Source organism: Fictibacillus nanhaiensis (assembly GCF_019801215.1).
GTDB classification, from domain to species: domain Bacteria; phylum Bacillota; class Bacilli; order Bacillales; family Fictibacillaceae; genus Fictibacillus; species Fictibacillus nanhaiensis_C.
Map to the genome: position 1 here is coordinate 1,393,281 of NZ_JAHVJO010000001.1, position 22,374 is coordinate 1,415,654.

Annotated in this window: 28 protein-coding genes and 1 pseudogene; 14 read left to right on the forward strand and 15 right to left on the reverse strand. The window is 39.2% G+C overall.

Annotated elements, in window-relative coordinates; translation table 11 throughout:
* Position 1: 1 nt before the first annotated feature.
* Positions 2 to 676 (reverse strand): GntR family transcriptional regulator, encoded by a 675-nt coding sequence (locus tag KUV80_RS07170; RefSeq protein ID WP_222461966.1) that lies wholly within the window; start codon positions 674 to 676, stop codon positions 2 to 4.
* A gap of 211 nt (positions 677 to 887) precedes the next feature.
* On the opposite strand from KUV80_RS07170, the gene KUV80_RS07175 reads away from it, so the two are divergent.
* Both KUV80_RS07175 and KUV80_RS07180 read left to right on the forward strand, forming a co-directional pair.
* Positions 888 to 1,178 carry a late competence development ComFB family protein gene (locus KUV80_RS07175; protein WP_222461967.1) on the forward strand — a complete coding sequence of 97 codons (291 nt, stop codon included), beginning with the start codon at positions 888 to 890 and terminating at the stop codon, positions 1,176 to 1,178.
* 219 nt (positions 1,179 to 1,397) lie between these two features.
* The gene (locus KUV80_RS07180; RefSeq protein WP_222461968.1) at positions 1,398 to 1,598 is read left to right on the forward strand and encodes a cold-shock protein; all 201 of its coding nucleotides are present in this window, start codon (positions 1,398 to 1,400) and stop codon (positions 1,596 to 1,598) included.
* Positions 1,599 to 2,055: 457 nt separating this feature from the next.
* On the opposite strand, the gene KUV80_RS07185 is transcribed toward KUV80_RS07180, so the two are convergent.
* The gene (locus KUV80_RS07185) at positions 2,056 to 2,625 is read right to left on the reverse strand and encodes an MEDS domain-containing protein (RefSeq protein WP_222461969.1); all 570 of its coding nucleotides are present in this window, start codon (positions 2,623 to 2,625) and stop codon (positions 2,056 to 2,058) included.
* A 122-nt stretch (positions 2,626 to 2,747) separates the two neighbouring features.
* A complete protein-coding gene (locus KUV80_RS07190) occupies positions 2,748 to 3,614 on the reverse strand; it encodes a hypothetical protein (RefSeq protein ID WP_222461970.1) in 867 nt (288 codons plus the stop codon).
* 132 nt (positions 3,615 to 3,746) lie between these two features.
* On the opposite strand from KUV80_RS07190, the gene KUV80_RS07195 reads away from it, so the two are divergent.
* A complete protein-coding gene (locus tag KUV80_RS07195) occupies positions 3,747 to 5,222 on the forward strand; it encodes a methyl-accepting chemotaxis protein (protein ID WP_222461971.1) in 1,476 nt (491 codons plus the stop codon).
* Positions 5,223 to 5,288: 66 nt separating this feature from the next.
* Complete coding sequence (locus KUV80_RS07200; RefSeq protein ID WP_222461972.1) at positions 5,289 to 5,825, forward strand: NUDIX domain-containing protein; 537 nt, start codon at positions 5,289 to 5,291, stop codon at positions 5,823 to 5,825.
* On the opposite strand, the gene KUV80_RS07205 is transcribed toward KUV80_RS07200, so the two are convergent.
* Positions 5,803 to 6,228 (reverse strand): collagen-like protein, encoded by a 426-nt coding sequence (locus KUV80_RS07205; RefSeq protein ID WP_246625042.1) that lies wholly within the window; start codon positions 6,226 to 6,228, stop codon positions 5,803 to 5,805. The genes KUV80_RS07200 and KUV80_RS07205 overlap by 23 nt on opposite strands.
* A gap of 298 nt (positions 6,229 to 6,526) precedes the next feature.
* The gene (locus KUV80_RS07210; protein WP_222461973.1) at positions 6,527 to 7,639 is read right to left on the reverse strand and encodes a hypothetical protein; all 1,113 of its coding nucleotides are present in this window, start codon (positions 7,637 to 7,639) and stop codon (positions 6,527 to 6,529) included.
* Positions 7,640 to 7,741: 102 nt separating this feature from the next.
* Here KUV80_RS07210 and KUV80_RS07215 point away from each other — a divergent pair, with 102 nt between their 5' ends.
* Positions 7,742 to 8,077, forward strand: coding sequence for a toprim domain-containing protein (locus tag KUV80_RS07215; RefSeq protein WP_222461974.1), 336 nt, complete (start codon positions 7,742 to 7,744; stop codon positions 8,075 to 8,077).
* 109 nt (positions 8,078 to 8,186) lie between these two features.
* Here KUV80_RS07215 and KUV80_RS07220 read toward each other — a convergent pair whose 3' ends face one another.
* From KUV80_RS07220 to KUV80_RS07230, 3 genes and pseudogenes are all read right to left on the reverse strand, one after another.
* Positions 8,187 to 8,561, reverse strand: coding sequence for a VOC family protein (locus tag KUV80_RS07220; protein ID WP_222461975.1), 375 nt, complete (start codon positions 8,559 to 8,561; stop codon positions 8,187 to 8,189).
* Between the two features lie 16 nt (positions 8,562 to 8,577).
* On the reverse strand, positions 8,578 to 9,801 hold the full coding sequence (locus tag KUV80_RS07225) for an MDR family MFS transporter (protein ID WP_222461976.1): 1,224 nt from the start codon (positions 9,799 to 9,801) through the stop codon (positions 8,578 to 8,580).
* 367 nt (positions 9,802 to 10,168) lie between these two features.
* A pseudogene (locus KUV80_RS07230) lies at positions 10,169 to 10,750 on the reverse strand (DsbA family oxidoreductase); the annotation flags it as partial.
* A gap of 231 nt (positions 10,751 to 10,981) precedes the next feature.
* Between KUV80_RS07230 and KUV80_RS07235 the strand changes: the two are divergent.
* Entirely contained in the window at positions 10,982 to 11,641 is a 660-nt protein-coding gene (locus KUV80_RS07235) for a deoxynucleoside kinase (RefSeq protein WP_222462281.1), read from the forward strand.
* Between the two features lie 45 nt (positions 11,642 to 11,686).
* A complete protein-coding gene (locus tag KUV80_RS07240; RefSeq protein ID WP_222461977.1) occupies positions 11,687 to 11,905 on the forward strand; it encodes a hypothetical protein in 219 nt (72 codons plus the stop codon).
* Positions 11,906 to 11,924: 19 nt separating this feature from the next.
* Here the strand turns inward: KUV80_RS07240 and KUV80_RS07245 are convergent, their stop codons facing one another.
* Both KUV80_RS07245 and KUV80_RS07250 read right to left on the reverse strand, forming a co-directional pair.
* Positions 11,925 to 12,275 carry a hydrolase gene (locus tag KUV80_RS07245; RefSeq protein WP_222461978.1) on the reverse strand — a complete coding sequence of 117 codons (351 nt, stop codon included), beginning with the start codon at positions 12,273 to 12,275 and terminating at the stop codon, positions 11,925 to 11,927.
* A gap of 55 nt (positions 12,276 to 12,330) precedes the next feature.
* Positions 12,331 to 13,266, reverse strand: a complete 936-nt coding sequence (locus tag KUV80_RS07250; RefSeq protein ID WP_222461979.1) for a magnesium transporter CorA family protein — start codon at positions 13,264 to 13,266, stop codon at positions 12,331 to 12,333.
* Between the two features lie 140 nt (positions 13,267 to 13,406).
* Between KUV80_RS07250 and KUV80_RS07255 the strand changes: the two genes are divergently transcribed.
* Complete coding sequence (locus tag KUV80_RS07255) at positions 13,407 to 13,586, forward strand: small acid-soluble spore protein H (RefSeq protein ID WP_222461980.1); 180 nt, start codon at positions 13,407 to 13,409, stop codon at positions 13,584 to 13,586.
* Positions 13,587 to 13,670: 84 nt separating this feature from the next.
* Here the strand turns inward: KUV80_RS07255 and KUV80_RS07260 are convergent, their stop codons facing one another.
* From KUV80_RS07260 to KUV80_RS07275, 4 genes are all read right to left on the reverse strand, one after another.
* Positions 13,671 to 14,045 (reverse strand): cupin domain-containing protein, encoded by a 375-nt coding sequence (locus KUV80_RS07260; protein WP_222461981.1) that lies wholly within the window; start codon positions 14,043 to 14,045, stop codon positions 13,671 to 13,673.
* Positions 14,046 to 14,056: 11 nt separating this feature from the next.
* On the reverse strand, positions 14,057 to 14,479 hold the full coding sequence (locus KUV80_RS07265) for a DUF1992 domain-containing protein (RefSeq protein ID WP_222461982.1): 423 nt from the start codon (positions 14,477 to 14,479) through the stop codon (positions 14,057 to 14,059).
* A 105-nt stretch (positions 14,480 to 14,584) separates the two neighbouring features.
* Entirely contained in the window at positions 14,585 to 15,808 is a 1,224-nt protein-coding gene (locus tag KUV80_RS07270) for an MFS transporter (protein ID WP_222461983.1), read from the reverse strand.
* Positions 15,809 to 16,069: 261 nt separating this feature from the next.
* Positions 16,070 to 17,029: an ABC transporter substrate-binding protein gene (locus tag KUV80_RS07275; RefSeq protein WP_222461984.1), complete on the reverse strand. Its 960-nt coding sequence runs from the start codon at positions 17,027 to 17,029 to the stop codon at positions 16,070 to 16,072.
* A 182-nt stretch (positions 17,030 to 17,211) separates the two neighbouring features.
* Here KUV80_RS07275 and KUV80_RS07280 point away from each other — a divergent pair, with 182 nt between their 5' ends.
* The 6 genes from KUV80_RS07280 (at position 17,212) to KUV80_RS07305 (ending at position 21,949) form a co-directional block, all read left to right on the forward strand.
* Positions 17,212 to 18,222 carry a FecCD family ABC transporter permease gene (locus KUV80_RS07280; RefSeq protein ID WP_222461985.1) on the forward strand — a complete coding sequence of 337 codons (1,011 nt, stop codon included), beginning with the start codon at positions 17,212 to 17,214 and terminating at the stop codon, positions 18,220 to 18,222.
* Entirely contained in the window at positions 18,219 to 19,262 is a 1,044-nt protein-coding gene (locus KUV80_RS07285) for a FecCD family ABC transporter permease (RefSeq protein WP_222461986.1), read from the forward strand. The genes KUV80_RS07280 and KUV80_RS07285 overlap by 4 nt, the downstream gene beginning before the upstream one ends.
* A 17-nt stretch (positions 19,263 to 19,279) precedes the next feature.
* A complete protein-coding gene (locus KUV80_RS07290; protein ID WP_222461987.1) occupies positions 19,280 to 20,098 on the forward strand; it encodes an ABC transporter ATP-binding protein in 819 nt (272 codons plus the stop codon).
* Positions 20,073 to 20,834, forward strand: a complete 762-nt coding sequence (locus KUV80_RS07295; protein WP_222461988.1) for an IucA/IucC family C-terminal-domain containing protein — start codon at positions 20,073 to 20,075, stop codon at positions 20,832 to 20,834. Before KUV80_RS07290 ends, KUV80_RS07295 begins: the two co-directional genes overlap by 26 nt.
* An 89-nt stretch (positions 20,835 to 20,923) precedes the next feature.
* A complete protein-coding gene (locus KUV80_RS07300; RefSeq protein ID WP_222461989.1) occupies positions 20,924 to 21,208 on the forward strand; it encodes a hypothetical protein in 285 nt (94 codons plus the stop codon).
* A 15-nt stretch (positions 21,209 to 21,223) separates the two neighbouring features.
* On the forward strand, positions 21,224 to 21,949 hold the full coding sequence (locus tag KUV80_RS07305; RefSeq protein ID WP_222461990.1) for a hypothetical protein: 726 nt from the start codon (positions 21,224 to 21,226) through the stop codon (positions 21,947 to 21,949).
* Positions 21,950 to 21,994: 45 nt separating this feature from the next.
* Here KUV80_RS07305 and KUV80_RS07310 read toward each other — a convergent pair whose 3' ends face one another.
* A complete protein-coding gene (locus KUV80_RS07310; RefSeq protein WP_222461991.1) occupies positions 21,995 to 22,357 on the reverse strand; it encodes a cytochrome C oxidase subunit II in 363 nt (120 codons plus the stop codon).
* Between the last annotated feature and the right edge of the window lie 17 nt (positions 22,358 to 22,374).

Below are 22,374 nucleotides of genomic sequence, written 5' to 3' on the forward strand. Positions count from 1 at the left end.
TTTAGGTCATCTCCTTTTTTTGGCTTGCTTGTTCCTCTAAAAAAGCTTTTAGCGTATTCATTTTATGGTTTCTGGCAAATGACTCAATCTTTTGTGCTTCTTCTCTTTTTTCCAGCATTTCAATGAGCAGATAATGTTCGGCAATCGATTGCTTCATACGAGAAGGGTTCATAGTCGACTCACTTTTCCGAACGGTACTAAGCCTTTCCCAAGTATCTTGAATTTGTTCCATTAAAAATTGGTTTCTGCAATATTTGTACGTTAGCTTGTGGAATTCTTTGTTGTAGTTGGAGAAGAGAGAAAAATCTAGCGATTGAAGTGCATCTTCCATAAGTTGTGTATACGCTCTTAAACTTTTTAGTTTTTCATGAGGAAAATGGATAGATGATTCTGCTGTCGCAAAACCTTCCAATACTGCTAAAACAGACAATGTTTCCAAATATGCTTCTTCATCGAAGGGGGTGACTATCGCTCCCGAGTAGGGTTTAAATGAAATAAGAGAATCTGATTCCAACTGCCGGATTGCTTCACGAACCGGAATAGCACTTGTATGAAGCTCTCGTGCTAATTGGTCAATCACAAGCTTGTGACCTGGCGGATATCTTCCATCTAAAATGCGGGAACGGATGATCTTATAAGCATATTGCTGTTTATTGAGCTTGTGTGATGTATTCATACCATTATGTTAATCCCAAATCATATATGATTTCAAGTTTATTTTCAGAAAAATCATATATTATAGTTAATTTAGTAACATAGTATTGATTTCTGTGTGTCACCTTCTCCTTAGTAGTAAAAAGGTCATATTAAACGTATTAGAAGTTTACATATGTAGTAAGAATAAGCTATTCTATTCATATAGATTGTGTATAAAGGGGTAATCACCCATGAATGTAAAAAATGCAATGGAAATACTTGTTGAGGAAGCATTACGAAATTACTGGGGACAGCTTCAGCTTCCTTGCAAATGTGAGATTTGTAAAGCAGACGTATTTGCCATTACACTTAACAATTTGCCTCCCCGCTATGTTTCAAATGAAGATGGCTATGCATATGTCAAAGCTCAAAACTTTGATGACCAATCACGGGTAAATATTCTTAACCAGATCGTTAAGGCAACCGGCATTGTAGCAACACGCCCTTCACACGAATTAAAGCCATCCTCCACCCACGAGTGAAAGATGGTTTTTTCTTTTGGCTTTCTTCAAACAGATTGTTGCTAATGGTTTTTTTATTATCTCTTTATTCCTATTTTTCTGAATGTTGCCTTGCGAGCGCAACACCCAATATGATATATTTGGGACAACCAATCAAGGACTGGATTTCGTCTTATTAAAGAGTTTGAAAGTTGTTTGGTAATATGGCACAATTGTGCAATTGTTCTAGGAGGCATTCACATGCAAACAGGTAAAGTAAAATGGTTTAACGCAGAAAAAGGATTTGGCTTCATCGAAGTAGAAGGTGGAGAAGATGTATTCGTTCACTTTTCTGCTATCCAATCTGAAGGATTCAAAACACTTGAAGAAGGTCAAGATGTTGAATTCGAAATCGTTGACGGAGCACGCGGACCACAAGCGGCTAACGTAACTACAAAATAAACAGAAACCATATATAGAACCGGCATCTTTTGCCGGTTCTTTTCTTTTTACTGTGAAGCTCTTTTTTAATGCGAAATTATGGATATTTAAATCTCATACGAACATTTAATAATTCTAATTAAAAAAAGACATACCTATCCTTTCACTTTTTAAACTCTTTATATAATCATTATCAAAAAAAGAAGAGGCTCCTCTAATGGAACCTCTACTCTTTGAACGACATCTTTGATTTATAGTTTTCTATTTTACCGAGTATATCTGCCTTATCTTCCTTTGAAAATATGCCTAATTTATGAAGGATTAGCGTATATTGCTGCAGTTTAAACAAAGAGCTTTCTCTGTACCACATGGCTATCACCCATCTTTCCTTAAGGAAACTTTTTTATCCTTTGTAAATATTATATGCCATATGCTACATTTATGATTCTTTTTATGTCTCATTTTTTTCTTAATTGATTTAGTTTTCCACCTTTTCTATGTATTGTTCTGAGATCAAAATATCATCATCCGTCAAAATAAATTTATGTGTGCGCAATAAGGTTAACCTAAGAGATTCAGGCATTCGCTCTTCTTCGTATGCACACATGACAACCAGATTCAAATCTGAAACGAGCTGGTCAACTCCTCTTTCCAATTCTTCGACAATGGCCAAAGGGCCGTCAATGGTACTCCATTCTACATGTGTCCATGTACGGAACGTAATATTGTTCTCTCTGTATGGCTTTATCGTATTATTAATGTGTTCAAAAATGGCTGGGGGATGATAGCTGCCGCTCGAAAAATAAAAATCAAAATTATTGATTCTGTGTATTTTATCCATTTCGTTTTTGGTAAGATATTTTTTAAGCTCACGAAGCAAATGAGGTAACATCCGTTCATTCTCAATGAGGATAATGCTATCCCCCGCTTTAATCCCAGCAAGGATGTAAGCAACTGTGTTTCGAATATAATTCTGCATTCCTCGATATGAATAAAATAAATGGGCATTTTTTTGATTTTTCAGTAGTTGGTTTATTTTCGTTTGCAAGATAATAACCCCCTAAATTAATGATTCTTATTGATATAAAATACTTTCTTTATCAAGAAGATAAAACCTGCAAAAAAAGAAGAACGACACCAAAAGAATGATAACTTTTGGGTCGCTCTATGTTAATTTTTTTGCAAGGTGGCCAGCATTGCCCAAACAGCTTGCTCCCACTCTACACTTTTTTCATGCTGAGGAAGATTGATCGTATATTTCATCATATCCCCGCTCTTTAACTCTTGAATGACAATGTATTTCTTAAATGAATCTTTTGAGGCGGTAAGGAACAAGGAAGTATTCTTAAACGCCGGACCTGCCGTTTCGCTGCCATCGACTTCTTTCACTTTCCCAATGGCGCTTAATTCTTCATTAGCCCATTTCTTTAAATCATCCAATGAGGCATCAGGTGAGAGTGGCTCAATTCTTACGAACGTTTCAGCAAATGCTGAAGCGAACAATAGATCCTTTCGCGGCTCTTCAGCTGTAAACTCAAAGTCTTCTACTTTGTAAAAATAATAATCTTGCTCACTCTCTGTTAAGGAAGCTTCTTTTTCTATCATACTGTCATTAACCATAAATTGAAGCAATTTAGTTGTGAGTTTTTCATTAGTGTCAGAATCAGCCGCTGTAATGTTTTCAAGCACCCATTGTTCGTTTTCATTTTTTTTATAAACGATGGACACTTTCGCACCGTCTTCTAACCCTGCTACCGTTTCACGCACATCATCGGTTAAGCGTAGAACGAGCGTTTCGCCTCCTGCTTGGACTTCAATTGAATTGCTGTCAACCTGTCCAACATAAATTCCTTCTTCTTCAATAGAAGTGATTTCCTCAGTTGGGGGTTCACTTTTTTGATCCTTTTGTTGTTGGGCGGATTCCCCTGTTTTCTCTACAGGCGCGTTTGATTTTAATTCCTCCCCTTCACTGCTGCAAGCTGAAAGGATTACCGCAAGGGCAAGGATGTAACTCGTTAGCCAAGTCTTTTTTGTCATGTCTGATCACCTCATAAGTTTAGACGCTTCAATAAAAAATGTTACAAACTGGCAATTTCATCTTTAATTCTATAAGAAGACTGTCGATATAAAGGACAGCACTTATCTATTCTAAAACGGAGATGAATAAATTTGAATCCATCATTTGCCTCAAATTTACAAACGAATAAGCTGGTAGCCAAAATGCTGTGGGGAATGTATTTTCTTGGACTAGGAAGTACATACGCTAGTACAAAAACAATTAATAGTGTTATGTTGTACGGAATATCTGGGTTGATCATCCTTCTCTCACTTACTGTTTGGGCATACCGGAAATGGGCTCCTCATGCTGTGCAATATTTTGTCGTAACCGGTCTAACGATCTTAACTGTCATCATGGCCCACTCTAATCCAAAGATCTCAACCTATTTAATGACTTATGTATGTCTTGCGGTCATTACGTTATACCATAATTACTTTTCAATCTTACTATCGGGTATAAGCGGAATAGTTTTAACGAATTTTTTCTTTTTTCAATATAAAGATACGATGTTCGCTGGGCAAGATCCAAAGATCATCATATCGTTAAATGTGTTTCTTATTGTGATTACAGGTGCCCTTGTAGCACAAGCAAAAATGGGACAGCGCATGCAGGAAAATATATTAAAAGCAGAAAAGCAAGCCGAAAACGACAATGAAAAGCTTCAACATCTGCTTTCAAAAGTAAAAGAAGCAACAGCAAATCTGCATAACTATAGTCAGACTGTAAAAGAAAATGTGACCAGAACTGGAGAAATCTCTAACACTATTACTTTTGCCTTTACAGAAGTAGCTAAAGGCGTAGAATCTCAAGCCGTCAGTGTAGGGGGAATGAACGAGTCCGTTACCAATACAAATGATGTGGCAAAAGGATTATTTCAGCATTCTAGCGATATGAAAAAACTCTCAGAAGAAACCGCACATGTCACGAAGACCGGAGAAACTCAAGTATCTGATCTTACAGCAAAAATGGAAGAAGTAAGCGAATTGATGCGTCAAACAAACGCTCTTATGCATGAGCTAAATGATCAAAGCGAATCGATCGAGGACATCTTAACGACGATTGGCGAAATTTCATCTCAAACAAACTTACTCGCATTAAATGCAGCGATCGAAGCAGCCCGAGCAGGTGATCAAGGTAGAGGCTTTGCAGTCGTGGCTGATGAAGTTCGCCGATTGGCTGAGGACTCACAAAATTCAACCAAACAGATTGCAAGCATCCTCGGAGAGATTCGAAACAAAGCAAAGCAAGCTGCACAATTCGTTGATGGTTCTCAAGGTGTTGTTTCTTCAAGTCTTGAAGCTACGCAAAAAACAGCGAATAACTTTAGTCAGATTTTACTGAATACCGATCAAGTAGCTAACCAATCTTCACAAGTGCAGGCATTAATCAATAAGCTATATGAATCAACAGGATATATCGTTGGTGAGATCCAGTCTGTTTCCGGCACAGCTGAAACGTCTAACGGAGCTGTGGAAGAAATACTCGCTAGTGTCGAAGAACAGCACAGATGTGTGGAAGAAGTTGTGCAGAGTTTCAATCGATTAGAAGCCTTAACTTCTGAGTTGAATGAACTAGTAAAAGAATAATTTAGCGGAGTGCCTTTTCAGTTAAAACGGGAGAGGCATTCTTTATTTATATAAGGAGCTGTAAATATGCATACACATAAAGGAATCTATGCGATCTGCTTGAATGAGAACGGCCAGTTGTTGGTCGTGAAAAAGTGTGGCGGCCCCTATAAAAACAGGCTTGATCTACCGGGTGGCACACCTGAAGAGAGAGAATCGGAACTGGAAACGGTTGTACGTGAAGTTTTAGAAGAAACCGGATATACCCTATCTTCTGCCAAAAGAATAGGAGAAAGATGTTATGAGGTTCCATGGAATTACAAACAATGGACATTTTCACATCATACTGCTGTTTATTATCAATGTAAGGTACATGAAACTTCGAAACAAAAACTTGCTGACATTCCAGATCAAGATTCCATCGGTGCATTGTGGGCAGAGGTCGATCACTTGCAAGAAGAATGGTGTTCACCACTCGTATGGGAAGCCGTTCAGTATTCTATCGAAAAGGAAATCTCTTCACAAATGAAAACCTATCGAACTTGGCAAGTTCTTCAAACACCTCTCTATAAAAAAAATAACCGCCAGTTGGCGGATATTTTTAATAACAATAAAACGAGCTGATTTGGCGAGTGTCCATTCCGAAATAAATCCAACGGCGGCCGTTCCATTTAAAACCAGCTACAGATCGCCGGCCTACAAATGTTAACCATGCCCAAAATCCTGGACCCCATCTTGGCCAAATGTAGACGAATTGATATAAACAAGGTCTGATTGCGCCTGGATCCACTGCGTAAAGTCCTGGTTGGCCACCGCCAGCTCCTTCACCGCCACCTAGGCTAAATCCTTGTGATTGCTGTGGAGTAAAAGAAGGGGGTGCTGATGTAGGCGCCATACCCAAACTGCCACCACCTCCGCCTCCTGGAGGTCCACTCGGAGGTCCTCCCGGTGGTCCAAATCCTTGGCCAGATCCTGGTCCTTGGCCTCCACCTTGACCTGGAAAGAACGGAAACATTCTTTGCGTCAAACTACCCAACTCCTGTATATAATCTTTGTGCTCTAGCAGTATATTCATCTATTTAACTTTCCGTATAGACAAGTATCCCGTTTTTAAAAGAAAGGATTGCTGAGGTAGGTTTTAGGGTATATTACAAGAAACATCATCGGTTTCGAAGGAGGAAATACAAAATGGGACGACTTAGTAAAGGTATAAAAGGAATGGCTTTCGCATTTTTGCTTAAACAAGGTAAAAAGAGACTATTGCCTATCATAAAACGAAAATTGAAAAACAGATAAGCTCTAGCTAGAATTAGCTAGAGCTTTTTTTATTGCCTATTCTCCCTGTATTCTTTCATTTCATCTCGTAAAAAACGAACCTCAAACGCTAAAATGGATTCGCCCATTTCCCTTTCAAACAATTGATAAAAGTTTTGCTCCTTGTTCAATAATAGTGTTTGTATCTTTTCTTTATTTCCGTCTCGAACAAATTGATCGATAGCATAGTAACTTTGCCGGTATGGATGATGAGAAGAGTTTCTTCGATTTTCGTATGACCATTCCCCTACCGTGTCCAGCCTTGTAAATGGAATGAGATTAAGAGGGACAAAACGAGGAATTTTTCTTATGCTTTTCTCTCCCATGTATTCAGCAATTCCCTCTTCAAACCATCTTGGCAAATGCCTGTTATCCAGTCCATGTTCTGCTAAATAACTTACAATCCAGTGATGCGTATATTCATGACCGATCAATTCCAAAAATAGGGATGATTCTTCATCCATTTGATTCGTCACAAGAAGGTGGATCGTCTTTTCAGCTGGAACGTAAAGGGCGTGTAAATTTTCATAGGAATGGAGGGGTAGCTGCTTTTGAAAAATTAAGGGATTTCTATAAAGGATGACTTTTACAGGAGCAGCATCATGACGAGCAATGAATTTCTCATTTAGGGCATGAACTTTACGAATATGTGAAATGGCTTGTTTAGCTATTCCAGCATCCGGCATTTCATGAAAAACTACTGCTTTCTCAGTAGTTTTTGTTTCCAGCGTCTTTAGAAATGAGATCCTTTTAAACATAAATTCTCTTTCATAGATTAGTGCTTCTGAATAATATTGACTTTTCATCTTTGGGGATAGTTCATAATCAAGTGTTGTGTGCAAGATGTGATTGGAAATTGAAAAGAGAGTTGTCGATACGCCAATCGTCATTACAATCACCATCAAGCTGATCAATTCTTGTTTGTTGTACTTGAAGAACCATGTCCTATTCGAATTCAGAAGTCCGATCATTCCGACACAACACATTAGAAAACAAGCAATCAATGAGATTACCGTTACGATTAATCCTTGAGACTCATTAAGCAACAAGAATAGCCCATAAATCAGAAAGGTCCAAAATACCATATAAAAAATGGTTTTCATGATGATCAAAAGCTTTCTCAATGTATATATTCCTTTCTAAGGCTGTATTTTCAAGAAGTTGTACTATTATCGATATGCACTCCATAAAATGAAAATGAATCTTATGTTTTACAGGGAGGCGCTATGACCGGATACATTGTTGAAGGCAAAAGTGATCAACTGAGAGTTCAGAGTGTTGACCCTCACGCCCATTTTGTTATCTTAAATGGAATTTCCTTTCGTCATAAAGAAAGAAGAGCGATTGAAGAAGCATTGCTTATTTGTGATGATGTATACGTTCTAACAGACCCCGATGAACCTGGTGATAAGATTGCTCTAAAGATTATGGAAGCCTATCCAGAGATAAGAAGGATTCGCATCGATCCCAATAAAGCCCGAAATGTTCGAGAACATCGCTACAAATATGGCGTAGAATATTGCTCAAATCAGTACTTAAAAGAAACATTGCCTGGTATTTAATGGTTTCGAAGAACTTCTACGACTCAGATCTTATCCCTCTTTTTTGTTCATCAATTTTACAATATCTTAAAAAAAGAGACTGCAGAAAATTCTCTGCAATCTCTCCTTTTTATTTTCGTTCGAAAAATTCAAGTGACTCTTGATCAGGTCCAAAGAAGAAAAAATACTTACCGTTCGGCAGCTCAGTAATCTCTTTGTCTTTTAACGGGACTCCTTTTTCTTTCAACTGCTCAAACTTCTCTTGAATATTGATGACCGAAAAGGCGAGGTGATGCACTTTTCCTTCGTCTGTAACTTCCCCTGTATATCCTGCAATCAATTCGACCAACACCTTCTCGTCAACTCCTAAAAAAGCGAGTTCAACCGGGACACTCGTATGATGAAAGCGATCTAAAAGCTTCAGTCCTAGCGTATCCGTATAGAACGCAAGTGACCTCTCCATATTTGATACCATGATTCCTGTATGCTCAATTCCTGTAATCATATTGTAAACTCCTTTCTTAAGTGAAAACAGAATGACTTCTTGCAACGTTCTTTCTTATCACTTCTCCATATTGAAAAAAAGGCAGTGCTGTTAAAGATATGAGCGTTAAGCAGCCGAATACATAGAACCCCTGTTCAAAACCGAAAGTACTAAGAAGTACTCCTCCGATCCAAGGTCCTGCACTAAATCCGATTGAACGAAATGACATTGCTCCAAAGTAAGTACCTCTCATATGGTCTGGTGCTAGATCGTCTAACAACACATCACTCATAACAAACACGATAATTTCTCCTACCGTTAAAAACACCATGCTAACTACTAGAAACACCCAATTTGTTGACAATCCAAACCCTAACAGTGCCAGACTGAAAGCAAAACTGCCGAAGCGGAGCGCGTTCATCGGCTGAAACCTTTTCACGTAGTTTGTAACAGGATATTGCAAGATAAGGACGGTGACAGCATTCGTGACGACCAAGTAGGCAAACAGTTTAATGCCATTCTCAAACTGGGGTGCGTTCCCTATATATTGCGCCAGCGTTGTATCCATCTGTGACTCTGCCATCATTACTATCGTGTTTCCTATTAAAAAAAACGCAAGCACTTTATCTTTAGAGAGGACCGTTAACGCTGATTTTATAGAAAACTTTCTTTCTTCTCCACCACTTAGAGAAGATGAATAACCTCGTAATGTTCCAAAAATAACAATTCCGTACAAAAGATAGGCTAGTGAAGTGATATAAAATGCCGTCATAGAAGAAGTTGTCCCGAGCTGTGTGCCGACGAGAGGACCTATTGCAGCTCCAACGTTTATGGCAAAATAACGAGCATTAAATACCCGCAGACGATTTTCTTTTGTAGTCACATCAGCAAGGAGTGCTCTAGAGATCGGTTCAAACCATGACCGGCAAAGACCATTTAACATATTTAATAAAAAAAAGTGCCAAACATGTTCAGCAATAGCAAATCCTGCAAATACGGCACTCCATGTAAAGATAGCAGCTGTCATTACCGGAAGCCGTCCGATTCGGTCTGAAAGATAACCCCCGAAGAAACCACCGAATGTACCTGTTAAGGCACTAACCCCAATAATTAATCCTACCATCGCAGGCTCTATTCCTTTTTCACTATACAAGTAGATAGCCAAAAACGGCATCGTCATAAAAAAAGCAGCACGTGTAAACAGTGTACCCGATACGATAACGATTACAGCCGGATGCCACTTAGAAAAAAAGCCACTCATCCCCAATTCCCTCTCTCTTCTTTTTCTGTTTTATAACTTTATCACTTTTTGAAAGGATTGATAAGAAAATTCACATTTTTTGAAACTTATTTTTATTTGATTCGTCTGATAATAGTGTACCCCCCTTTCCCTGAAAGAGCCCTCCCCTTACAAGGGCTCTTTCTTTTGTACCGTAACTTTAGTCCGTCAGCGCGCCTTTGTCACAAAGTGATAACGTTTATCAAAAAAATCACATATTTCTCTTCTTTTTTTTGAGACTTGCTATATTATAGACATCCCTATCAACAACCCCCTTTTTTCATTGTTAAGAACAAAAAAGAGCGCCAAGAAGGAAATCCTTCAAAGCGCTCTTTTTTCTGCTCTTTTTTTACTCGCAATCGTCACCTTCACAAAACTCCATTTTATCATCACGGATCGCGCCTCTCAGTGCTCGTTCAATATTAGCCTTAGGATGCAGCCCTTTTAACACTCTGTCCCCAATAAACATAGTCGGTACTGCCGTTATCTTTACTTCTTCATTCGCTTGTTTTAAGAATGCTTCTCTTTCATCACTAAGTTCCCGGGAAACAAGCACTTGCTCAAATGCGTCTGCCTCTAATCCGACTTCCTCAGCAATCTGTCGAAGGACTGAAATCTGACCAATGTCTTTTCCTTCTTGATAGAAGCTTGTAAAAACACGATGGGCATAATCTTTTTCTTTTCCAAGTTTTTTGGAAAACAATAGACCTTCATGCGCTAAATGAGTATGCGGTTGTGGAGATATTTCCGGTAAGATCATGTTGACTCCCATCCTTTGTGCTTGTGGAAGAACGGATTCATTCCAAGCTCTCTGAATATAGCTTCCTTCCGGCTTAAGCGTTTCTTGTGGAAATGGACGCAACTCGAACGGCATCCATTCTATTTCTACATCTTCATCCTTTGTTGCCTCTAATAGCGGAGCCTCCGCTAAAAAACAGTATGGTCAAACAAAATCTGAGAACACTCTAATTTTGATCGTCATTATCTCATCTCCATCTCAACTTATTTACTTTTCTGTAGATTCTTTTTTATCTTATAGGTGATAAACAACCTCTGTTCACCTTAGTCATTACGTGATATATTTAGAAGGGCTTTCAAGCTATACATACCATATATAGATTTTTACATACGACTTGAACGGAGGACACATACCGTGATTTTAATGGCAGGTATGATCGGCACGGGTAAATCAACATATGCTGAGTTTTTTAGCAATCAGCTCGGCAGCGAGATTTTTTACGAGAGCGTCGTAGATAACCCTATTTTACCCGATTATTACAAAAACCCGAAGCGATGGGCTTTTCCGCTTCAAATTTATTTCCTAAATACCCGTTTTAAAACGATTCGCCAGGCACGCACAAGTCCAGATAACGTACTGGATCGAAGCCTTTATGAAGATTTGATATTTGCCGAGTTGAATTATGATTCTGGCAACATGACACAGCTCGAACTGGATACGTATAAAGACTTGCTTGAAACGATGATGAATGAGATCGACAAGATGCCAAAATCCCGATCTGACCTGCTTGTTTATTTAGACAGCGATCTTGATACGGTTCTAGACCGCATCCGACAAAGAGGACGATCTTATGAGCAAATTGAAGAAAATCCTGAACTATTGGCTTACTATAAAACGCTTCATGGAAAATACAAAGAATGGATTAAAGCTTACGACAAAACACCTGTTTTAATGATAGACAGTGATCAATACAATATCTTTCAAAAGAGTGATCAAGCAAAAATCATGACACTCGTTAAGGATAAACTTGAATCTCTTGATTCATTAGAGCAACCTTCTGTCGTTATGCATGAAACCCGGTAATTCCACAAAAACTAGGACAAACAAAAAGATAAGGAGTGAAAACGTTTGTTGACACTAATCCTGATTTTATTGTCTGTCCTTGTTGCTGCGGCAGGGCTATGGTGGACGATTCAAATTGGCAGAAAACAAAAGACGTACACCGAAGATAAAGTAAATCCGGCTGTAACAAGGCATACCGCTCTTCTTAATCCGGTTTTTATCGCCATATTTGCATTTACAGTGATTATCACGATAATGATTTATATTGCTTATTTCGTTTATTAAGAAAGAAAAGGCCTAGAGATCAATCATTCTCTAGCCTTTTTTCTCGTGTTACGGGCTTTTCTGGGTTCCAGAATTTCATCGTTTCAATGAATTGTCTTGTTTCATCCTGCCCCAAGTCGTGGATGAATCGGTAGACTTCTTGTAACTTATGATCATATCTGTCATTATCTCTATCGTTGGAATACGGCACATACGGCAAGTGTGTGCGGACGAATGTATCGTTTGCCGTACTCTCCATCTCATCAAACATTTTCGCTAGCTTTCTCACATCTTCATCAGAGGCAGATATTTCAAACTGAAATGACGATGCAGTTTTAATCGGAAGAATTTCTCCACCTTCTACATTCACATAATAAGGTCTTTTTTCCAAATGAGATGCCCTCCTTTTTGTTATTTTTCGCTTCGGCTCATTTTTTATGTAAGAACTACCACCATCTTTTTTTCTTAAAATAGCCCATAATTATGACCGCTAATGCAAAGCAAAGTGAGAGTACATAAAAATATCCATATTGCCATTTCAACTCTGGAATGACTTCAAAATTCATTCCATACAAACCAGCTATAAAAGTAAGCGGCACAAAAACAGCACTGACGAGCGTTAACGTTTTCATAATCCGGTTCATGTGATCTGACTTTAATGACATCTGAAGATCTAAAATGCCCTTCAAATTTTCTTTAAAACTGTCAAACGCCGTCGTCACTCTTGAAAAAGATGATAGCAGATCCTTAAAATAAAACCCTGACTCCTCATTGGCATATTCAAAATCATCATGACCCATTTTTTGAATAACGATTTCTTCTGCCTCAACATATTGTCTTAGTTTGTGCAATCGGCTTTTCCACCGGTAGACCTTATGCCCGATCTCTCGTTTTAAAGGATCAACGAATACACTTTTCTCCAATTCCAAAAATTCGTTGGAAAGCTGATCTACCACTTCTAAATAAGAATCCACAATATCCTTCATAAAATAATAAAGCATATAACTGACGTGCTGCATGTGTTCCGGATTCTCCTTAAAGTCTTTTACAAGCTGTTCCCTAAAGGGTGTAGGATGTTCAGCCAATACTATCAAATATTGTGTGCCGATCAAAAGATTGATCCGAATCGGTTCTAGGCTGTCCGTCTCTAAATAAAAGGTTGAAACAACAGCATGATTCGCATACACGTTGATCTTTGGGTGTTCTGAAAAAGTAGAGAATGCTGCTATTGCTAGATGATGAAGCTCGATTTTATCGAGGATGGCGTCTTTTTTCATTTCCTCAGGTGAATGATAAAAGATCCAAAGTGTCTCATCTTCATCAGGTACTTCAAAATTTTCAATTCGGACAGTTTTGTTTGTGGATTTTTTGTATTTTAGCATCACATCTTCTCCAGTCCGTTTTTTCAATAGCTTTCCCAATCGTCTAAGAATGCATAACTTCACCACACAACCTGAATATTTCAAAAAACGGTTGCAAATATTAAATTTGTTATGAATCGTAAGGTAAGGAGGTAAATACAATGGACGCACAGCGAGCACAAGAAATTACTTCATCTACACATATGGCGAACGTTACTTATAACGGAGAGCCTGTATACATTGAGCACGTAGACCAGCAGAACGAAATGGCTACCATTCATCCGCTAAGTAACCCTAATGATAAGCAAAGTGTATCTGTTTCGAGTCTGACCGAAGAATAATTCATTGACAGACGAGACTAAAACCATCACATATAAGTGGGGTTTTAGTTTTTTTGTCCAAATAAAAAAACCCTTTAATACGACTTAAAGGGTCACATGACTGATGCTTTTTACTTTTTTGACAACAACTCGATCTCCGTGTGCGGGTGGTTGTGAGGTGACGATGAACTCAACAGGTTCATTGCATTCGTTTCGAATCTGATGAGGAGTACCTGCCGGGATTTCAATACCTTGTTGTGGATATAACGTCCATTCTTCACCATCTTTTTCTATAATAGCCTCACCACTTAACAGAAAGAAAAACTGCCGGGAGAACACATGATAATGCCTTACTTCTGAAGAATGAGGAGGCATTTTTTCATGAATGATACTTAAGTCGTCTTGTTTAAGGAGGTGCCAGCCATCGCATGCATCTCCCCATTGATAATGTTCAGCATTCATAACACTTATTTTTGCCATACAACCTCCAATTATTTGTTCAAAACGTCCTCCAGTTTCACTTTCATCCGCTGAGCTGTAGGCGGACATGTTAAGTTGTGGTGAAACACTTTTTGATTAATGGTTTCTACTGTTTTTTTTATGTTGTATTCTACCGCATACATTTTTAGTTCCTCTTTTAATACGTCTATCTCCTTACCAAGTTTCACCCAATTTGGTAATACGTTATTATCATTCATCACTTTATGAAGCCGCTTCTCGGGGTTATAAACTAAATCTTCATCAATACTAAGCGGTTTCCCCATTCCTTCAAGATCGTCAAAGGCACCTTCTTTTTGTGCTCGCTTAACAATAGCTGTTATGTGGTCTTCGTAAAACCATGCGTTCGTTTGTTCATCCTTCATTAAAATCTCACGTTTTTGCAGTTCCTTTTCATATGACGGTTTTTTTTCCATTGTAAAACCTCCAGGAATAAATTTGCTTCTACTAATTAATTTATGCAGAAACTTTCATTCCCCTCGTACAAGATATGTCAGTTTTATTGCAATATTGTGAAAAAATTAAGAACGCTCTTCATTTGATTTAAAATGTCGAATAAAAGGAAATGAGAACACGATTACAGCTACTAGCATTTCCATGGATCCACCCCAAACAAAAATGCCATCAGCACCTATTTTTTCGATAAGGAGACCCGCGGTTCCTGCTGCGATTGGTTCAGAAATGCCCATAATGATTACCATGATTCCAATTACCCGTCCGAACAGTTTTGGTGGTATTAACGCATGATTCACACTAGGAGCAATAACGTTTACCGCCGCTTCTAAAAAGCCTACTAACGCAAGAAAGAATAACAATAGAGCAAGGTCTTCAGAGAAGAATCCAATGAGAAGGATGCTCGCTCCTTGTAAAAAACAAGTCAACAACGTCATGTATGGCTTCGGTCTATGGATGACGAACAAGGAAAAAAGTATGGCTGCAACGACGCTTCCTATAGCAAGAGACGTATGAGCCCATCCATAGCCTTGAATACCATAATTGAGGTCCTTCATCAAAAAAGGCAAACTTACCATAACTGCTCCTACCGCTGCATTTGCAAAGAAAGCAAAAGCCGCCATAGTTGCAAGAACCGGTGAACCTACAAAAAAAGCAAATCCTTCTTTGATGCCAGCAAAAAACGATGAAGACTCTTCTACTGACCTCTCTTCTTTTACCGAAATGAATAGAAACAATCCTGCAGCTGCAAAGAACGCGAATCCGTTCAACAAAAACGCCATTTTAGCATCATATATCGCATAGAGCATCGCTCCAAGCAAAGGACCAACGACACTTGCAGCCTGACCAGCCATCATCAATAAACTCATCGACTGCGTGTAATGCTTTTCTGGAACAAGTCTTGTTCTGAACGTGATAGCAGCAGGCTCACTGACCGCATCGATCAAACCGAAGATCACCCCAGCTGCATAGAAAAAGAATAGATTAGGATCACCAGCTGCTATAACTGCAAATAAAAGCAGCAAAATACTACCTCTGCCAATAGCAGATCCTATTAAAAGCTTTTTCACTGAAAAGCGGTCTACTACAACACCTCCAAACAGCACGAATGAAAATTTAGTTAACGTAACAACAAGTATGTATGTTCCAACAACAACAGGTGAGCCTGAAATCTGTACGAGCAGCCACATTAACGTGATCATAAAAATGCTGTCGCCCATCGCAGTTAACATCGAGCTCATCCAAAAATAAAGAAAACTTTTGTTTCGAAAAATCTCACCTGATACCTTCATCGAATGTCAATCCCCTGCTATTTATATCTCTATCTATTATAGGAAATTTTATGGAAGAAAACGATGAGAGATTATCATTATTTATATTAAATTTAAGTTAGTCATACTTATATCCACGTTTTTGAATTAATTAAACGGTATTTTTGATTCTTCCACGTTAAGAGGGATTAATTGTACGTTGCGAATTTCTTATCGGAATTTCTACATAAAATTCGAAAAAAGAGAAGAGGAAGCGATGACCCGCTTCCTCTTGTTTAAACCTTATTTTTCTAAAAAGTATTTCTCAAGATCATCGATCATTAAGTTCGCTGCTTTTACACCGCCAGCTGTGTTCCAGACCGCGTCACTTACTTTGTGTGCATTTCCTGATTTAACAACTTCAAGGTTTTTCCAAAGTGGGTTATTCGTCCACTCTTTTTCCGTTTCTGTTGCTTTACCGTCTCCAGCTTCGTAAGTAAAATAGAACAGCATGTCTCCATCCATTTCAGGAATGCGTTCTTGTGTTACTTCTTCAGCGAAATCAGGTTTGTTTTGGTCACCAGGACGGGCGAAACCGATTTGTTTAAGAATCACACCTGAGAACGAATCTTGATGATAGATACGAGATTTTCCTGGCATGAAACGCACCATGGATACTTCGGTTTTCAGCTTATCTCCAGCTTCCGTTTTAAAGTCTTCGATTCGCTTATCAAACGCAGCTAATACTTCCTTGCCTTTTTCTTCTTTATTTAACGCTTTAGAGTAAAGTTCAAAGTTGATTTTCCAATCACCGCGAAGGTCTTCTGCAAATACGGTAGGTGCGATTTTATTCAGTTCATCATATTGCTTTTCTTGGCGCATCTTGTTTCCGATGATAAGATCTGGTTTTAACGATATGATCTTCTCAATGTTAACCGCACTTTCATCACCTACTACTTCAACGCCTTCCATGTCGTCCTTAATATGGTCGTACCAAGGATCGCCTAACCAAGACTTAACGGCTCCAACAGGTTTTACGCCAAGAGCCAAAACAGCTTCTGTTCCTTCATTCGTTAATACGACTACTCGCTTGTTGCTTTTTACATCTGCCGTGCCCATAGCATGTTCAACTTTATATGAAGAATCAGATCCGCCTTTATTATCTTCTTTCTTTGTTTCCTCTTTCCCTCCGCATGCAGCTAAAGCAAGCATTAATGTGAGGACAGCTGCAAGTGCAAGCCATTTGTATGTAATCTTTTTCATTCTGTTCTCTCCCCTTCTCATTTATGTAAATGATAATGATAATCAATTACATTTCGTATCATAATATGTCTTGTATACGTTGTCAACACCTAAATGATAATGATTTTCAAAGTCATTGACAGAAAACTACTTTACTTTTAAACTGTAATTGAGAATATTTTTCATTAGTAAAAGAGGCTTCTATGAATGGAATACTACGTAATACTCATATAAAAACAGTGGGTCTGCTGATCGGTTTAGTCCTGGCTTTCATGATGATCATTTTAAGTGTTGTTCTAGGATACACTGATACTACCCTTGCTATGGCAATTGAAGCATACACCGCGTTTAATGGGTCGAATGAACATTTAATCATCCAGCTGTCCCGGGTTCCACGTGCTTTAGTTGGAATGGCAGTCGGAATCAGTCTAGGAATAGCCGGAGTTCTCATGCAAGCATTAACAAGAAATCCAATCGCATCACCTGATATTTTTGGTGTAAATGCTGGTGCAGGTTTTTTTATTGTTTTTGGCGTTACATTTTTAGGAATTACACCTGTACAGCAATTTATGTGGATTGGATTTCTAGGCGCTGCTGTTGCATCTGGGTTAGCTTATCTGCTCGGATCAGCCGGAAAAGGAGGATTGACTCCTGTAAAATTAACGCTTGCTGGAGCTGTAATGGCCGCCTTGTTTGCATCCTTAACGCAAGGGATGCTTGTGACAAACGAAAAAGCGTTGGACGAAGTACTGTTTTGGCTTGCAGGTTCTGTTGAAGGCAGAAAACTTTCTATGTTAGCCACCGTTATGCCTGCTTTATTAATTGCATGGGTTATTTCCATTCTGCTCTCACGCCAGTTGAATGCTTTTGCATTAGGTGAAGACGTGGCGGTCAGCTTAGGTCAAAAAACAATACTCTTCAAATTCTTAGCGGCACTTATGGTAATCTTGCTAGCTGGAGGATCTGTAGCGATTGCAGGACCGATCAGCTTTATAGGAATTGTTGTACCACACTTTGCTAGATACCTAGTCGGAAATGACCATCGATGGGTTGTTCCTTTTTCAGCACTTACAGGCGGTATTATGCTTGTTGCTGCAGATATTGGTGCTCGCTACATCATCATGCCCGAGGAAGCCCCTGTTGGAGTTGTTACCGCTTTAATCGGAACACCATTTTTCATATACATTGTTCGTAAAGGAATTTTTCAAAAATGAAAAAGTATTGGGTCATACAGAGAAAGTCCTACTCCTACTTAATCGATAAAAAAACAACTCTTGCACTTGTTCTGATGGCTTTCGTTGCCCTTTTTTTAATGCTCATTAGTATTGGTGTCGGCGAGATGTATATCGCACCTTTGGATGTTTTAAGAGCTTTGACGGGCTCAGGTATAGATATGAATCAGCTCATTGTAATGGAATTCAGGCTCCCAAGAGTGTTGGTCGCTTTTATCGCAGGCGCTTCTCTCGCTTTATCTGGTGCAATCTTACAAGGAGTAATTCGAAATCCGCTTGCTTCTCCTGACATGATTGGGATCACGGGTGGTGCAGGCTTTGCTGCCGTTTCGTTTTTGACAATGTTCAGTGATGATAGCAATAACCTTATCATGAGCATTAATTATCTCCCTGCATTCGCATTCATAGGTGCAACTATTGTAGCTTTTTTAATCTACGGATTAGCCTGGAAAGACGGTGTTACTCCCATTCGTCTCATTTTAATAGGCATTGGACTAATGGCACTCTTTCAAGCACTTACTACTTTAATGATGTTGATGGGTCCAATTTATCGAGCGAGTCAGGCGACCATCTGGCTCACAGGTACCGTGTACGGAACCTCATGGAAAGAAGTAAAAGCTATGCTGCCGTGGTTTGTTATTATGATTCCAGTTCTCATCCTTCTTGTTCGAAGGTTGAACATTCAAGTTTTTGGTGATGATCTTACGAAAGGTGCAGGAATCGCTGTCCATCGTGAACGGTTTATGCTGCTTATGGCTTGTACAGCTTTAGCCGGCTCAGCAGTTGCTTTTGCAGGAGCGATGGGGTTTGTCGGATTGATCGGACCTCATATTGCTAGAAGGATTTCAGGTTCCTCATTTGGAGGATTGTTCCCTGCTTCAGCATTAATTGGCGGAATCATGGTCGTTTTAGCAGACTTAGCTGGCAGAACCCTTTTTTCACCTTTAGAAGTGCCAGCTGGCGTTTTTACAGCAGCGATTGGTGCACCCTATTTCATTTATCTATTGTTTAAAAATCAATAACAGGAGTGGATCTCACAATGGGCGTAATCACAACTTCAAACCTTACGTTAGCTTATGGAAAAGAACCAATCATTGACGGATTGAATTTACAGATTCCAAAAGGCAGAATAACCGTCTTAATAGGAAGCAACGGATGCGGAAAGTCCACGCTGTTACGTTCCATGGCCCGACTTTTAAGTCCAAAGGGAGGCAATGTTCTATTAAATGGGAAAGATATCGTGAAACGTTCTACAAAACAAGTAGCAAAAGAGCTTGCTATCCTCCCGCAAGGTCCTGTTGCCCCTGAAGGATTGACAGTTCTTCAGCTTGTTAAGCAAGGAAGGTTTCCTTATCAATCCTGGTTGCAACAATGGTCTTCTGAGGATGAAGAGGCGGTTATGAATGCTCTAAAAGCCACGAACTTGCTTCCTTTTATGGAAGCTCCGGTTGATTCCCTTTCAGGCGGACAGCGTCAGCGTGCATGGATTGCCATGACACTTGCACAGGGTACGGATACGATTTTACTAGATGAACCAACAACCTATTTAGATATGACTCATCAAGTCGAGATTCTTGATCTGCTTTTTGAATTAAACGAAAAAGAGCAACGTACCATCGTAATGGTGCTTCATGATTTGAACCTAGCTTGCCGATACGCCCATCATATTGTAGCGCTTCAAGATAAATCGGTTTATGCACAAGGTGCACCTGAAGAAATCATGAATGAACGACTTGTGAAAGATGTTTTCCAAATGACATGTACCATTATTCCTGATCCTGTATTTGGTACTCCAATGTGTATTCCATATGGAAAGGGGCGTGTTCTTCGCCATGTCAGTACTCCTCAGTACGCCTAAGTCTACCGGCTGGACGGCAGATGAAAAAAATCATATTAGCCATAACTATCGATTTTCCTTTCAAGCTCCATTTAAGAATGAAGGTGTCGTGGCGGCTGAACAGCTATTAGACGAAGTAAAACTTTTAGACTTTTTGGATCAAACTGGACCACGTATCGGTTCAAAACAGAGACCTGTAACCGCATCACTTTTCTTTAAACGGTATGCTTTTTGCAGTCTGACAGCTTGTCTTTATGGAATGACAATGCTGAATAAGTCGTTTGATATGAAAATTGAGAACGTCTACTTAATTGATCATAATTCCGAGAGCATGTGGCTCCCCTCGTTTACGTTAAAAGATGCTTCTGCTGCCCGACATTGCAATGGGTCAAGAGAAGATTTTCGATCCATTGTGCTGGAAACGTTATTTAAAGAAAATGTCACGATCATGCTTAGTCATGTAGCAGGCGCTGCTCGGATTTCAAAAGCAACACTCTGGGAGAATGCATGGATTTACATACGCTGGATTTATGAAACATGGTTAAGTGAAGATCATTCTGAAGAAATGAAACAACGCATTCAAGAGGATTATGCTTTCTTTATGGATGCCCCCGCCTTTCATTTTGGATTATCCAAAAATCCGTTTCATCGTTTCGCTCCTCCTTCCGGGTGCGAACAAACAAAAGTTCGAAAAACATGCTGCCTTTATTATAAAACAGAAAACGGGACATGCTGCTCTACTTGCCCAAAACGATAAACCACGGAAAAAATCACCATGGTTTTTTGTTTTTTCTTAAAGGTTTACGGGTATTTTAGAAGAGAAAGAAGATTGGAGGCGATTTTTTGATGATGTGGTTAATCTTGTTTTTGCTAGCTTGTGCCGTTCTTGCAGTCATTTTTTTACTCCCAGGATTTAAAGCGATTAAAGAATCACTTACGACTGTGGAAAAAATGAAAAGCACCGGTGACAGCATGACAGCCCGAATGAATGACGTGAAAACCCAGCAGCAGCTTCTTCAGGGAAAGAAGGAATATTTGCGATATGACCTTCATCAGAAGAAGAACAGCTTTACAACTGTAAAAGAGGCTTTCTCAGATTTGAAACATACCTTTCAAAAAATTAAAAATTAGAGGAACGTGGACTTTTTGCGAATTCATACATTTGTATTGACGCCCATTGAAACGCCAGAAGAATCAACGATCCGCTCACTACAACAAGAGAAACTTCCGGCTTATGAGTTTAACAAAAAAAATCTGTTTCGAGCTTATTCCCTTTCATCGGGTGAACGACTATTTCACGATCAAAAGAATCAGTGGTATGCAGGAGCTCATTTTTTAAAAGACTCTCCTCATCTTATTAAATATGGACGGCAAACGTTTCGTCCACCTTATAAAAACATACCCCATGATGACCTATCTTTTGTAGACATTTTAGAACGGAACAGGTGGATACCTGCTAATGGTCAATACGATAAAGCACTGTGCCATGTTGTTGCCGAAGTTGAAAAATTGGAGAATCTTTCTTTAGAAATGCAATCTCGTTTAGCACATGCGGATGGTGATGATGATCCTCAAGTAGCTCACTCTCTGCATTACATAGAATCAAAACTCAATGGAAAACGGTCGCGTTTTGTTTCAGGTTGGGAATCTCACTCCTTTGCTACGATTACAGAAAGCCATGTGTTTGCTGATGATATTTTATTGCCTGTTTCTTCATGGCTATATCTCTTGTATTATGTTTATTTTCTTAATAACCGTGGTACCATCCCATCTGATCAAATGATGCCCCGGCTGCTAGGGAATTTATGGGCTTCTACAACGAAGGATGTTCCGAGCAATGACAAACTTTATCAAGTCCTATCTCTTTTATAGGCAAACTAAAAGCCCTCCAACAAGTTTAGTCGGAGGGCATATTTTTTATTCCACAACTAGTTTTGATACCATTTCTGCGTGCCCCGATCCACATGGAACGCTGCAACGAAGTGTGTATTCACCAGGCTTAAGGTTTACAACATCAGATGAACCGCCTGAAATGTTCACTTTTTCTCCTTCAATCATCAATCCGTGATTGCCGTCAACATTTTCAAGTTTTAGAGCAACATCTTTATTTGCGGGAATTTTATATTCTTTTTGATCAAATTCAAAATTGCTCGCTTGAATCGTAATCGTTTCTTCTGCATTCTTTGTGCTTTCTTCTTTATCTTTTCCGCCGCCGCAAGCTGCCAGAATTCCCACAGCCAGAATTGAGATTGCCGCGAGCCACAATGATTTTTTCAACATCTCGATTGCCTCCTTGA